10 protein-coding genes are annotated in these 13,791 nt (G+C 50.8%); 6 read left to right on the top strand and 4 right to left on the bottom strand.

All coding sequences use genetic code 11. The annotated features are described in order from the left end of the window. Positions 1-68 precede the first annotated feature (68 nt). From AC56KL_RS13780 to AC56KL_RS13770, 3 genes are all read left to right on the top strand, one after another. Positions 69-2,072 (top strand): carbohydrate binding domain-containing protein, encoded by a 2,004-nt coding sequence (locus tag AC56KL_RS13780; protein WP_497180725.1) that lies wholly within the window; start codon positions 69-71, stop codon positions 2,070-2,072. Positions 2,073-2,387: 315 nt separating this feature from the next. Further along, positions 2,388-2,999 (top strand): PEP-CTERM sorting domain-containing protein, encoded by a 612-nt coding sequence (locus AC56KL_RS13775; protein WP_497180724.1) that lies wholly within the window; start codon positions 2,388-2,390, stop codon positions 2,997-2,999. 484 nt (positions 3,000-3,483) lie between these two features. Next, positions 3,484-4,041, top strand: coding sequence for a hypothetical protein (locus AC56KL_RS13770; RefSeq protein WP_497180723.1), 558 nt, complete (start codon positions 3,484-3,486; stop codon positions 4,039-4,041). 525 nt (positions 4,042-4,566) lie between these two features. Here the strand turns inward: AC56KL_RS13770 and AC56KL_RS13765 are convergent. The 3 genes from AC56KL_RS13765 to AC56KL_RS13755 form a co-directional block, all read right to left on the bottom strand. Then, the gene (locus tag AC56KL_RS13765; protein WP_497180722.1) at positions 4,567-5,523 is read right to left on the bottom strand and encodes a hypothetical protein; all 957 of its coding nucleotides are present in this window, start codon (positions 5,521-5,523) and stop codon (positions 4,567-4,569) included. Positions 5,524-6,066: 543 nt separating this feature from the next. Beyond that, entirely contained in the window at positions 6,067-7,272 is a 1,206-nt protein-coding gene (locus tag AC56KL_RS13760; protein WP_497180721.1) for a site-specific integrase, read from the bottom strand. Further along, the gene (locus AC56KL_RS13755) at positions 7,235-7,465 is read right to left on the bottom strand and encodes a DUF4224 domain-containing protein (protein WP_497180720.1); all 231 of its coding nucleotides are present in this window, start codon (positions 7,463-7,465) and stop codon (positions 7,235-7,237) included. Before AC56KL_RS13755 ends, AC56KL_RS13760 begins: the two co-directional genes overlap by 38 nt. Positions 7,466-8,845: 1,380 nt before the next feature. On the opposite strand from AC56KL_RS13755, the gene AC56KL_RS13750 reads away from it, so the two are divergent. Together AC56KL_RS13750 and AC56KL_RS13745 are read left to right on the top strand one after the other, a co-directional pair. Then, positions 8,846-9,220 carry a SpoIIAA family protein gene (locus tag AC56KL_RS13750; RefSeq protein WP_156648926.1) on the top strand — a complete coding sequence of 125 codons (375 nt, stop codon included), beginning with the start codon at positions 8,846-8,848 and terminating at the stop codon, positions 9,218-9,220. Between the two features lie 383 nt (positions 9,221-9,603). Then, complete coding sequence (locus tag AC56KL_RS13745; RefSeq protein WP_497180719.1) at positions 9,604-10,185, top strand: PEP-CTERM sorting domain-containing protein; 582 nt, start codon at positions 9,604-9,606, stop codon at positions 10,183-10,185. A 914-nt stretch (positions 10,186-11,099) separates the two neighbouring features. Here the strand turns inward: AC56KL_RS13745 and AC56KL_RS13740 are convergent. Further along, positions 11,100-13,313 (bottom strand): DUF4214 domain-containing protein, encoded by a 2,214-nt coding sequence (locus AC56KL_RS13740; RefSeq protein WP_497180718.1) that lies wholly within the window; start codon positions 13,311-13,313, stop codon positions 11,100-11,102. Between the two features lie 175 nt (positions 13,314-13,488). On the opposite strand from AC56KL_RS13740, the gene AC56KL_RS13735 reads away from it, so the two are divergent. Further along, positions 13,489-13,710, top strand: coding sequence for a hypothetical protein (locus AC56KL_RS13735; RefSeq protein WP_497180717.1), 222 nt, complete (start codon positions 13,489-13,491; stop codon positions 13,708-13,710). Positions 13,711-13,791 lie beyond the last annotated feature (81 nt).

Here is a 13,791-nt window from a genome sequence, read left to right as displayed (position 1 = left end):
ACCTGTTTATTATTTGATCGCTACAAGATTTCTCCCATGGCGCAGTTAAAGATAATCAGGAGACACGGATGTTCCAATATAGATATCGTTTCGCCATCGCCAGCATCGCCTTTCTACTCAGCGCCTGTGGAGGCAGCGGCCGCTCCTCGCCGCCGCCAGTGGCAACGACGCCCCCGCCTGTGCTACCCGCACCGGACCCGGCCCTCGTCTGGAGCGACGACTTCAACGGCGCCGCACTCGACACCACGAAGTGGGGCTACCAGCTGGGCAATGGTGCGAACATTGGCAACCCTGGCTGGGGTAACAATGAGCTGCAGTACTACACGGACCGGTCGGAGAACGTGCGCGTCGAGGGCGGCAACCTGATCATTACCGCGCGCAAGGAACCGGTGATCGGCACGACTGCCGGCGGTAACGCAGGCCAGACCTTCACATGGTCTTCCGCGCGCATCCGCACCGCCGGCAAATTCAGTCGCACCTACGGCAAGATCGAATTCCGCGCCAAGCTGCCGGTGGGCAAAGGCCTGTGGCCGGCAGTCTGGATGCTACCCGAAGATAATGTCGGCAATCCCTACGCAAGTTGGGCGGCCAATGGCGAGATCGACATCATGGAAGGGATGGGGAGCAAGCCGACCAAGATCGCCCAGACACTCCATTACGGCGGGATGTGGCCGCGCAATATCTACACGGGCCAGGAGGCAACCATCGCCAACGGCGGCACCGTCAGCGAGTGGCACACCTACACGCTGGAATGGCGCTCAAACGAAATCAAGTGGTCGATCGACGGCGTCGTCACCGCGACGCAGACGAAATGGTGGAGCTCGAACGTCAATCCGCCGGATAGCGACGATGATCTGAATCCCTGGCCAGCTCCGTTCGACAAGCCGTTCTACCTCTTGATCAATCTCGCAGTCGGCGGCAATTTCGACGGCAATCCGGACGCCACGACGCCCGACAAGGCCGAGATGGCGATCGACTATATCCGCTGGTCCTCGCTGCCCGACGAAAAGCGCGATCCCGGTCCGCGCCCGGAGATGAAATATCCGTGGACACCGGCGACGACGGTTGCCCGTCCCGCAGTCAACGGCAACCTGGTTTACAACCCCTCGTTCGACTGGACCGCGACCAACGCCATCGTCGCGCAGAACCCGGATGTGGAGACCATCGCAGGCGCCAGTAATTCCTATTTCTGGAACCTGTTCAAACTGAATGGCGAAGCCAACGCGAGTAACGACGGCGGGGCGCTCAAGATCGACATCACGAACCCCGGCGCCGAAATCTGGAACGTCCAGCTCCAGCACAACAATATTCCGCTGAAAGAAGGGCGCAAGTACCGGATCAGCTTCGACGCACGCGCTTCTACCAACCGCAGCATGAGCTATACCGTGGGCGCCGGCCAGGACCGGAATTTCGAGTCTTATTCCGGCGGCGACCATCCTGCCGAGCTGACGACGGGCATGCAAAGGTTCACACGGACCTTCGATATGTCGTCCGCCACGAACAATGGCGCGCGCGTGGTGTTCAATCTGGCGAAAGCAGGGAACAACTTGGTGTGGATCGACAATGTCGTGGTCGAAGACATCGGCGCCGCGGACGCACCAAGCGGACCCGTCGTTGGTGTGAACCTGTTGAAGAACGGCGATTTCTCAAGCGACCTGGCGCCGAACTGGATCACCTGGGCCAGCCCCGGCACGGGTTCGCTCGTCGCGTCGACCGTCAATGGCAGTGCGCGGCTGGTGGTCACCGACGTGGATCCCGGGAATAACTGGCATGTGCAGCTCAACCAACCGAACATTTCACTGGTCAAGGGCAGCAGCTATACCCTAGTCTTCAAAGGCGCCGCCAGCGTCGCCAGGACGGTTGGGGTAGTGATTGGCGAGAACGGCGGCAGCTTCGCCCGCTACCTGGACGTGACTGCGGCATTGACACCGACGACCGGCACCTTCACGTACACGTTCACCGCACCGGTGACGAATGCGGCGGCCCAGTTGCAGATACTGGGGGCAGTCGGCGCGGCAGGGGATGACTACAACCTGACGTTTGACGATTTCAGCCTGGTGGCAAATCCCTGATCCGGCTTTCCTTTGTTTAAGAGGGCAGGCATTTGCCTGCCTTTTCCATTCTTCAGGCTAATCGGGACATTCCTGCACTGCTGGTCGCCAGCAGCGCAAAGACACAGGATCTCTATATATCAAGGGAAGCTGATCGCAGGCAATTACTAATTCTTGTCGAAATTTCTTACAGTATAGGTCGCCAAGTCAGCGCTGACTTAGTTAAGTAACTGTCAGCAATGAATATTTTCTTTACGGCACGATATTTGCTTTAGAGAATTGCCTACACCAGTCGCGCCGATGTCACTTCAATCTATCTACTTCTGCCAGGAAATCATGAAAATCTTGCCGTTCTTTCGCACCTTCATCGCTAGCTGTGCAATTCTTGCAGCTTCTCAAGCAAGTGCAGCAGCGATCCTTCAAGTGGACAGCAACGGCATCTTGACTGGTGCAAAGAACGTCGATGTTGCCGGAACGCTGTACGACGTCAAGTTCATGGATGGCTCGTGCGAATCGCTGTTTGACGGATGTTCCAACTCAGCATTCGCATTCACCACCAGTGATAACGCCGTGCTCGCAGCTCAGGCACTGCTGGCACAAGTGTTCGTCGACGGTTTGACCGGGAACTTCGACTCCGACGCCAAAAAAACATTCGGCTGTGCCGATAATGGCGTGTGCCATACCGTCATTCCATACGCGTATTCGGCGAATGGCAATCTCGCAGCCACAGAGATTCTAAATTTCAGCGCTTATATGGCTCTATTTGGAATGACGGATGAGGTCCAAGTCCATCAGTCGATTTTTGCCAGTGACACCATGCAAATGCCGCACAAGAATTTCGCTGTGTTTAACTTGGCATTGGCTGAGGAGGTCCCTGAGCCAGGCTCGATCAGCTTGATGGGGCTGGCCTTGGCCGGCCTGGCATTCGCACGCCGCCGCAAGTCGTAAGCAACGGCGGTCAGCTGCGCTTGTTCGCACTTCAACAGGCACGCGGGGTGGTTAGCCCAATACTCGCGTGCCGGTTCTTCTCCCTTGATTGCCTTCTCTCGTACCTTGCGCTGGAAGACTTTCGAAAACCTCGAATCGATCTTCCAAAAAAGAGAAAGGGCTACAAGCTGGAAGCGTGTAACCCTTTGCTATTGCTGCTGAATTCTTGGGGTGGCTGATGGGACTCGAACCCACGACGACAGGAATCACAATCCAGCCGTCAAATCTCAATTTTCCTTTTTAAATCAAGACCTTGAGTTTCTGTTTTTCCAACGAAACTTCATAAATCCGTGCCCAACCATGCGGGTCTCAAGCCATCCGTTGGAAATTTTTCGACTTGGAGAGAACAAGATTGTACGGTCTTACCTCTGAATATAATGCTGCTAAGTAATTTTTGATTTATATTAACTGATAGGTCACGTGAAGAGTCTAAGTTGAGGAAACAATGCCAAAAGTCGTGCAAATAGGTAGCCGGGTGCAGGGAGGCGCAGCAAACATCATGGGCAGAGTCGACTGCGCAATTAGGATCTCTGCTATCTTGCTGGAGTGGGCTATGGTTGAGGAATATCTTTCGAGAATGCTAAGCGCAGCTATGGGGACGCACGTTGTGACTGAAGGTGGCGGCATCAGTGTTCGGCACGATAGAAATTCGATGGTGATTATGGAAGAAATAGATTCAATCCATAAACGTTTGCAGATTATTGATCGGCTACTCCTTCGTTACTTGACCCCTGCCTTGGCTGACGAGTGGAGTCTCGTTAAAAATAGGATCAAGAGCGGGGCAAAAAAACGAAACTTCTGTGCCCATACAGCTTGGTTATTTCACGAAAACTATCCAAACGACCTCCTTTTTCGAAACGAGGACGGGATAGACTTATGTTATGAGCCAAAAGACTTCGATGAAATGCTACAGCATCTATCGGCAACGTGCAATGCTACAGCACTGCTGCAAGGAAAAATTCTATCTGCGATAAGAAACGGCGAAGTTAAAATCGATCGTTAGCATACACATTGCGCAGTTTGATTGGCAGAAACCACCAGCCGAGGTGTCATATTATCTGAACAGGGCGCTCGACAATGGCGTTAAGCTTGAAGAAATATCGGAATTTTACCCACCTTGATTTCTATTCTGGTTGGCCGAACGCAATAGGTGCCGTGAAGACCGTGAAGGCCGCGAAGGTCGTATTCGCTGAGGGCAAAATCGGTAACGAGTAGCTGCCTCCGGCCAAGTTAAGCTGCTTCAACTCGACAAGGAAGGCCAGGATAAGCGGGCTAGGCTGAACGATACTTTTGGTAAAGTTGCGCCGTGCGTGGTGCAGTGCACAACCGACGCGCTGTTCCGAGATCTCTGGCTTAGAGCGCCTAACAAAAACTCTCGACATACCACTAACAGATGAGCGAGCAGGCAAGTGACAGTCCGTGAAGAGAATGCTTAGGTGTCGCATACGCTTATCCGCTTATTTGCGAATAAGCTGCAACGGCTGATTCTGCCTGTACCAGGCCTATTTAAAATGCTGCAAAACTAGACTCAGAACGAAAATAATTTTTCGTCAATTCTACGCTTGATTGTCGTGGCGAATTTCTCGATCTCTCCGCAGAGACGTGTGACCTCATCGCTATTAATACTGATAGGAATGCCGGCTTTATCGTGTCCACTCCGATGTACAATATCGTGACGTTTGACCATCGCGTTCTGAAATATTTTAGTGCTGTCCAGATCGATACCCAACCCAATTTTGAACAGTGGGCTTACTTGGTCCCATCGATGCCAAACAATGTTCTGCAAGTATGTAAGAACATGCGACCTCAAATTTTTCTGCCGCTCGTAGATCTGTCCTAGGGACATTGGTTCGTCGCGAAAACGCGGGATCTTCGTGATAATGTTTTCTACGACCTGACTGTCGTGTTCGACCCAATATGAGATTGTTTCCCTTAGAAAGGCTTCTAAGGCACTAATCGCAGCGCCAAATGCAAGCTTTTCTACAAGACTCTTGGTATTAGCATCGCCAGACATTGTAAGAACTGCCTTGGCTTGTTGTAAACGCTCGACCAGACGAAGTATTGGCTCGTCGGCACGACGAAAGTTAGGCAGGTCGAAGAGATCATCATACTCATCCGGTGGATCATATCGCACCGGTGCCCACTGATCGTGATGCTCAGCGTGCATCTCTTCCACAACGATCTTTATTAGGTCTTGCTGAGCTAGGTTTCCGAAACGGTCAAAAATAACCTCAGCCGGATCATAAGGACCGCCGTTGATGAACAGGAAGCCGCCTTCACGACCATTGTAGGGAGTCTCAAGGACAGGATCGCAGAAGCGCGCACGGAACCACAAGCGCATAGCATCCAGTTTGTCGTCGTCAGACGCGGTTCTAAGCCAGTGGTCATTAATTTCCAATGGCTCATATTCTCTAAATGGGACAAATGCCTCCGACGGCAGGTTAGCCGCCTCATCTGCCTCCTTCCATTGTTTCCATCGTCCCATGATCTTTTGCTCGCTAGTGTGGATGGCCTGCCACCTCTAATAAGTGCGATTCGTAGAAAAGCAAATTTCGCTCAAGAATCCAAATATGCATCTACAATCGGCTGCTTAGAAGACTGCTCTTGGCCGATTGCGAGCGGTCGGCACGGCCCAGTGTACTTGGCTGTTGCCTGCTGAGCAACCACAGGGTTTTGTTAGGCGCTCTTAGGCCTAGCCTTGCACCAAGCGGCTGCAGTATCGTCATCGTCAGCGCTCTGGTTGCATCAGGCCAAGGCCCAGGTCACTTATTTTCTTAACCGGGCAATGGATAATGGCTTGACCAAAACGGAAGCATCCGAAATGCTGACCCAGCTCGCGTTTTACGCGGGCTAGCCGAGCGTGTTCTCTGCCATGCCATATTTAAGGACGTTTTCGCCAAGCGGGCCATTGGGTCTACTACCAACCAGGCGGCATCATATTCTGCCACAGGAACCGGCAGGGGGAGCTTCTAGATGTAAGTGAGGAAATGCATTGCTGCCAGAAGTTCTGCAATTTCGGTGCCATACATCACTCCGTGGCCTTCGCCCGTTTTTCTTGTCGTCGGTCGTAAAACCGGTGCGTAGTGGACGGATTCGCGTGCCCGGCGAACTCGTAGACGTCTTTGCTTCGGTTACGCAGCTTAGTTGTGATCGCGGCTGGACGAATGTCGGATAGAGCGAAATAATCCGGGTGCTCCGTGATCTTGTACCCCTCATATGGCTTGATCGTGGTCTTGGCCTTCCTAGCCGCCCGGTATCGGACTTCCCATTCCCGCTTTGCCGCCAGAGCAGCCGAAACCTCGCTGTCGAACGATGCAATCCAATCAAACATCGCGTCCGCCCACAGTGATCCCCACCCGCTTTTTGTGTATGGTTGGCCCTTTGCGTTCGCGAACAGGAACAACCGGCTTGCCGTGTGGGCCTGCTTCGCCCTTGCCACCACAGTTCGCAATCGTGGGGACCACTCGCGCAGCTTCGTCACCTCGTCCTCTCCCTTCTTCCGCTTCGCACTGATCACCCGCACCCCTTCTTCGCCAAAGCCGGTTACGTGGAAAGGCCGTACCTCAGCCGCCCGGAAACCAGTCAAGTAAGTAAACATGCCAGCGCAGCCCATCACCTGGTATCCAGACGTCTGCCGGCGTGACCAAAGGTAGAAACGGATTATCTGGCTCCGGTAGATCGTTCGAACCTTCCTCTCTGTCCTGTTCTGAATCATGTCATTAAATGGGTTCGCTTCGATCAGCCCCCAACGTATACCGAAGTAGCAAATGGTTGACATTAGCGACAGCTCCTTGTTTGCTTTCGCGGGGGCGCCGGCTTTCGCGCGCGCTTCCAGATACTGGTACCCGTGTTGTGTTTTCAGTGCCATAGGTCGCATAGCGCCAAAGAACTTCGTCAAGTTAGCGTAGGCGCCAGCGCGCACGGCCAGACCGTCTTTCGACTGGTCCTTGTAATGCTTTGGCGCCGCCTCATCTCGGAAACGCTCGATCATTTCTGCAACTGATCCGGCTACAACAACCCCCTGCTGTATGTCGAGGGCCTTCCGTTTGGCGGTACGGTCCGCGTCGGCAATCGCCTTCTTATCCCCTAATGGGGCGCTGGCCAAGGTCTCACTCCTGTTGTCAGGATATTGGTAGTACCAGGAAACCTTGCGTTTCCCAACCCGTTTATACAAACGGTCGATTCCCGTTCGTTCTTTACGACTTGAACGCAGTGAGGTTTGGAGTTTCGGCATTTCGCGAGCCTTTCGTTTCTTCAGAGATTCCCATTTTTCGGTCGTAATATGCACGAGCTACCTGAGGGAGACCCGTTGAAGCCACCTCGAATTTCCATCTAGTTGAAGATAACCAACCGATCATCCTACTGCGCTGGTTAGGTTTGCAACCGACCAGCTCAGCCAATTCATTTGCAGTTAAATACGTGCTCATTTCGCCCGTTCTAAGGTTAACTATTTTCACTAAACATTCTCATCTTGTAACGCGAAAATTTCCTGCGTTTGATGGGCGAATTTTAGAGAAAAAAACAAATAAACGAAATAGGCGAAATAAATTATTGAGGAGTAACTCGTTTTTTTCGCAAATTACCAACACTCCATGGAACACATCAACAGCGCGAACAACCTCGCTATTGCGACTCTAGAAGCATAAACTTTATTGATACCGTTTATTATTAATCTATTACGTTTTATTGGAAAGTGAATTTCTGATTTTTTACTCTCTGTCCGCTGTCGCGGACAGAGAAGTGGCTGTGTAGTTCTCTCACCGCTAAGTTTCCGCATTTTGAGCCGCGTCCCTGGATGATCCAACTAGCCCGATCGTCGCGACTGGGGTTTCAAAGAATTAGCTGGGCACCGGCGTACACGTCTCTTATAAAGACCTACGTATGGGTTTATGTCTGTTTTGAAGTGGGATTTTGCATTCACCCTTCGGGTGTCTTTGCAAAATCAGGGTACGAGCGCCTCTACGGGCGAAGCCGATCGCCTACTACCAGACTGCATGGGCAGTTGCTACCAAGCGAAGGGTCTCCTCGGTAGTAACAGGTCTGCTGGAACCTCAGCATGATCGACGTCCTGTCATGTCTCCGCCGTGATCGGCCCATCCTTGCGATTACTGCAGACCAAGCCGGATCGAGCAATCCTGATGAGCAAGTTAGGCGCAGGTTTGCGCAGTTTGATCGGCAGGTTTAGGACGCATGTCTCTTGGTCTAGTGCTTGAAAGAGTCGAAATGCTTGAGTGATTCTTTCGGAGCGGTTGAACTAGGGTTTACGGTCCCTGGTACTAAAGTTATACCATATTTGTTGCAAAATTTAGACCAATTTTAGGTTTGATTAGGATTTTCTTTTTTTTTGCGTTGTTAATCAATCCCGCTCCTATTAGGCAGGCTAGAGGCTCTAGGCATGGAATGGCATGATTATTGGTGAGCTCAGGTTAAAAAAAATAGACCAGAGATATCATTTGGAGTCCGGGAGGTCAATAGAAAATGCCAGTCGGCTTAACTGACTGGCATGAATAAAATCGAGCTTAAGTTCGTCGCGAAGTGATTTCACGGCCATGGAGTTAGTCGGTACGGTTTGACGGTACTACGGTAACGGGTGACTCAATTGTTGTTTCTTAGCCATGCGGAATTTTGCGAGCAACTTTACTTAGAACACCTAACAAAACTTTCAAGTTGCTCAGAAGGCAACAGCGGAGTACACTGAGCCGTGCCGACCGTCCGCAATCGGCCAAAAGCGGTCACATCTAAGGAGCGGTTGCCTTTAGTATTGCGGGGGTGGAATTGCGAGCTTTAAACTAATTTAAGTGGATAAAATGCCAAATACTCAACTTTGGATTGAGCCTCTCGGCAACGTCATTGTGGCCCGACTGAGAGGCGAATTAACCGAAGGCATGCTTGAAGAAACACACGAGCGGGTAGTCCAACTGCTTCAGGATACCGGTTACACACGCGTACTCTATGACGGATTGGAAATGGAGACGCATAACGTCGAGCTTGCACTGATGCAAGAAAAACTCGACAACACAACAAGGCAACTATTCCAAGATCGACCTCTCCGTAAAGCGATTTTGGTTCCGAATACACGACTGGCTTACTTAGCGCGGATCGCCTTCGGACAATTTGGTGAGGGGGAATACCGCGTTTTCTATAACGACCTTACGCAAGCCTTGCACTGGCTTGAGGAGTGAGCGGGCGGTCCGCTTTGGGTCGGATCAGGTCCTTCGTGACAGTCAGCGATTTTCCGGTCCTGGCGACCTGCTATGCTTCAGCTGACCGGCCGCCATCGGCCAGAAGCGGTCATTGCAAAGCAGTCGAGGCAAACGCCGCGAATATGATCATTGGACCTAGAAATGATGCCGTTGGCCAACTATACCTGTAGGAATGCGATCGGCTAATCGCTCTTGGGCGACAGCGGCAACTTCTAATGCTGCTCGACCTTTCTCGTTCAGAGGTCTGTCGAAAAATCTTACACTCATCTTACCTGCTTGGCGCTAACCAACTGTTTCTATGCGTAATTTTTACTTGGTATAATTTTTGCTCAACAATGAGTTCCACAAACTAGGGTTCTCATATGAAAATTTCATTACTTGTCAAGCTGATTGCCACGTCAGTTTTCAGCTTCACTGCTGTTGGTGCTTCTGCCATACCAGTTACCTACTCCAATAATTTTGCTGAGTTCTCGAACACAAACGCGGCAAACGCAACCTTTACCCGTACGATTTTGACGCCTGTCAAAGCCTTTTCGAATGGGACATTCACACTTAACATTCGGGGCGACTTTGATACGAACAGCGAATGGATAAATGTTGACATTGAAGGATTCAATCTTGGAAGACTTTTTGATAACAATCCTAGCAACGATTTGTTCGATTTTGCAACAGACGTGGGAACTCAGTACGGGTCACCTGTAACAACGTCGGCAATCATTCCACTCGCTAATCTAACTTCGATTCTAGCTGATGGAGCTTTGAGAATTACCTATACGTTGGGCCCTCAGGTAAATAATCTTCAAACTGGGGAATTCGCAAACGCTTCTATCTCATTTGAAAATGCGTCAGCAGTTCCAGAACCAGCAACTCTAACTCTATTAAGTTTTGGGTTGTTCGGTTTAGCTGCCGCTCGTCGTCAGGCGAAATTGAAAGGCAAAGATTAAATCTACTGGTTTATACTTCATACTAACTTGCGATAATCAAAGTTACATCGCAATATAGCGAATCGGACTGCACGAAGGAATCCGCCCAAGTCTCGTATATAGTCGGTAAGTAGTAACGGCTGATTTGGGTTGGATCTGGTCCCTCGTGACAGTCCGCGCTTTTCCCGACTTAGCAACTTGGTACAACAGTTGCGCACGAATTACGCACTGGCCATCCAACCATCTGATTTTAAACGGTTTCAGATTCCGGCCGGATTCCCCCTCCATCTGGCCGCTCAGCAGTAACCTACCGCTTTCCGAAATCGCGCTTGCAGCTGGGTTAGCGTAGCGACAACAGTGTCTTGCACTGAGCCATACGCTAGCGTCCGCAATCGGCCTATTGTGTTGAAAAAGTCGGGCGGCAACTTTTATAACGAATTTTCGGTGATGTCGACAGCCCAACTGGCTCGCGTTCGTGCCATGGTGGCCGTTTTGGACAGTCGAGTTACCGATTCTTCGTTTCCGACCGACACAGGAGCCCAGTTTTTCAACACAATAGGCCAAAAGCAGACGTTCATGCAGGTGCACGGACTCGTGACTCAAAGGGTGCTCCACGAACCCGAGAGCGCTTGCATTCCTCTAAAGTCACGTTAGTGCAGACGCAGCCGTGCCTCCACATTATTGTGATTTCATTCTGCATACATATAATTACCAACATGCAACTTCTGCGCTTGAAGCCACCGCCTTGTATTGCAAGTCAGCGGAACGACAACTTTCGCGAAGGTGAGTTACTTAACCTGCTGACCTCTGCTTCCGTCTTATCGTTTCGCATAATTTATTAATGATTGCGCCACACCCCCGGCGGCTTGGAAAAATTGGCAACAAAAAGCAGAGTCAAACAAGGAGCACATGATAATGAGGCCGTACGAAGGGCTTTAACCGCCAAAGGGGGCATAGGCAATACCGTTTTCCAATATACCGGTGAGTGCTATCACGTTTTCGTTACTCTCGCTGAACTGGCTCAGGATATCCACAGCATTTGCATTTTTGCTATCCATTGCCTTTAACCAGAAGGTGAACCCGCTCGGGTCTGGCGCTCGATGAAGGATATTCTGATAAATATTTTGCAGAAAGCTGCTGTTGCTCGGATTAGCTCCGTACATGGCAACGAATTCCTGCGAACCAATAAAAGCCGAGGCGACATCTCCAAGACTAGCGCCTTTCTCCATTTGGCTGATCCAATATCCCATACCTCCTAAGTCAGGCGTACGATTAAACGCAGCCTGATATAAGCGATAAGCCTGACCGGCAGACCCATAAATATCGAGCGTTACCATAGTATCGTCGAACTTGAGACGTTCAATGCCAGTCAACCAATCGATATCATTAGCGCGATTTTTATCAGATACCGTAACGCCATCCTTACCGATCTTAATCGAGTAAGAGTCGAGCTTACCGAGGTAGGCTGCTATGTCCATCCCGACGCCACCGTCAAGGATATCGCTGCCAAGGCTTCCCATAATGGTGTCGTTGCCAGCGCCGGCCTTGATGTGATTGGCTATTTCATTTCCAGTCAGGCGGTCATTGCCGGCACCGCCCAATAGGTCCTCAATAACGGTGCCAAAATTGATCGTTACCTGTGCGGGACTCACGATCGAACTAGTCTTATCACCGAGAAAGCTCCAATACCCTGGACGAAGGTCAAGCGTTACACTATCTGCGATAGCACTAGCATCTAGGGTGTCGCGGCCACTACCATCGGCGATAAAATTAGCTTTTTTTGAATCTAGCACCCAAATAGTATTCCCGGCCGAAAGCCCCTGTGCCGGTCCGTATAAGTATTGTAGTGCAGCGATATCGAACGGACTGTACGAGAGATGATAGTCTGAGCTTCCTTTGTTGTACGACATTAGCGTATTGCGCCCAACATCTTCAATGCCGTCCAAGTAGGGACCTTGGCCAACATCACCATTCGCATCCGGATGAGAAAAGGGGTGCTTCAGTCCCAGTGAATGTCCGAGTTCATGCAGCAGTGTCGCAACTCCTGAATTACTTGCACTTGGAGCTAGATTGGCCTCGCTGGTATTCAGCATTAGAATACGGCTGTTAGCGTAGCCTGCTGAGTTTGTTTGTCGGTTATTGGCCATGACAAGTACCGTTTCATCATTCGGATTGTCCGATTCACGAAACTGTACGTTTAGCACGGAACTCACGTAATCGAAGACCTTACGCGTGAACGTACGTTGAATATCATTGAATGGCATGAAACCAAGTTTGTCATTTTCCCCGAAGAATGCTGCTGGAGTTTGGGCAAAGTGGTACAAAACTGTTTTGGCCTCCCCGTTGATACGGGAGGTCGGTGCCTTTTCCGCAAGGGCTGCGATCCAATTTGGCAATTGCTGCACACCTGGAGCCCATGTCCAGGTTTCAACGCTACTGATCGGTCGATACCAATCAGCATAGATAATACCCTTATCGTTACCGCCATTATCGTAGATACGGTCGAGTAGGCTACGGATGATATAGGTGTCGTCTCCTTCAGCGTCAAAATACGTATTGGTGCCGTCGCCTCCGTCTAGCGTGTCGTTTCCTTTATCGCCAAAAATTGTGTCGTCCCCGGCACCGCCATAAATGATGTCGTTGCCCGCATCACCAATCAACTTATCATTTCCACTTCCACCGTTTAATAGATCATTACCGTCCCCGGCCAGCAATGTGTCATTCCCGTTGCCGCCATCGAGTTTGTCGGCGCCTACATAGCCGGATAGCATGTCATCCCCATTTTCGCCTAACAGGATGTCATCCCCGTGCCCGCCTTCTAGGTAGTCATCGTCCTCGCCGCCTTCAAGCTTGTCATCGCCCTCGAGACCATAGAGCGTATCATTGCCTGAGCCGCCTAATAACGTGTCATTTGCAGCGCCACCGTGCAACAGATCTTTACCACCGCCTCCATCAAGAGTATCGCCCTTGTCATCCTTAAGCCACGTCTGCGTAATTGGATCCCACATCCGGCTGTCGAGATAGTCGTCGCCCTCCTTACCGAGCAAGATGTCCGCTCCCCCCCCCCCATACAGCGTATCGTTGCCGCTGTCTCCAGTCAGTGTGTCATCACCTGAAGTTCCGGTTTTTCTGATGTTAGCAGCTACCATATGAGACTTTCATAAATTTATTGAGCAGTCCTATTGTGCAAGACGACGGAATATAAAGGGAAGGGCGAATTTGACGCGTACAAGTAACCGTCATTGACTGTTAGAGATGCAACTAATGTAATGTCCGATACGTAGAGACGCTTCTACGTTTCGATCTCTGAAAATTCAAAAATTCATGAAAGACGGGAAAACTGCACGCGACACCCGGCCGGAATGCTCGCAAGGTGGATTTGAAATGAAAAAGGAATTGATTGTCTCGCATAATTATAAAAAAATCAAGAGCGTGTTGCTAATTATGCAGGCGGGGTATTGGGCAGCCGCTGAACGACGGCCACTTCCGGCAGTGCTGCCCGACCACGAGCAGACTACATTAAATCTCGTAACAGAATTTTATTGATCTAGCTTTTGCTATCAGGTGGAGTATTCAACAGATATCGCTACCGCAAATGACATCGCGGTTCGCCTTCTCGACCTTGTT

Source organism: Telluria sp. ZB4P34 (assembly GCF_059686055.1).
The sequence above is the reverse complement of the archived record's forward strand: the minus strand, read 5'-3'. Positions and strand labels throughout refer to the sequence as shown.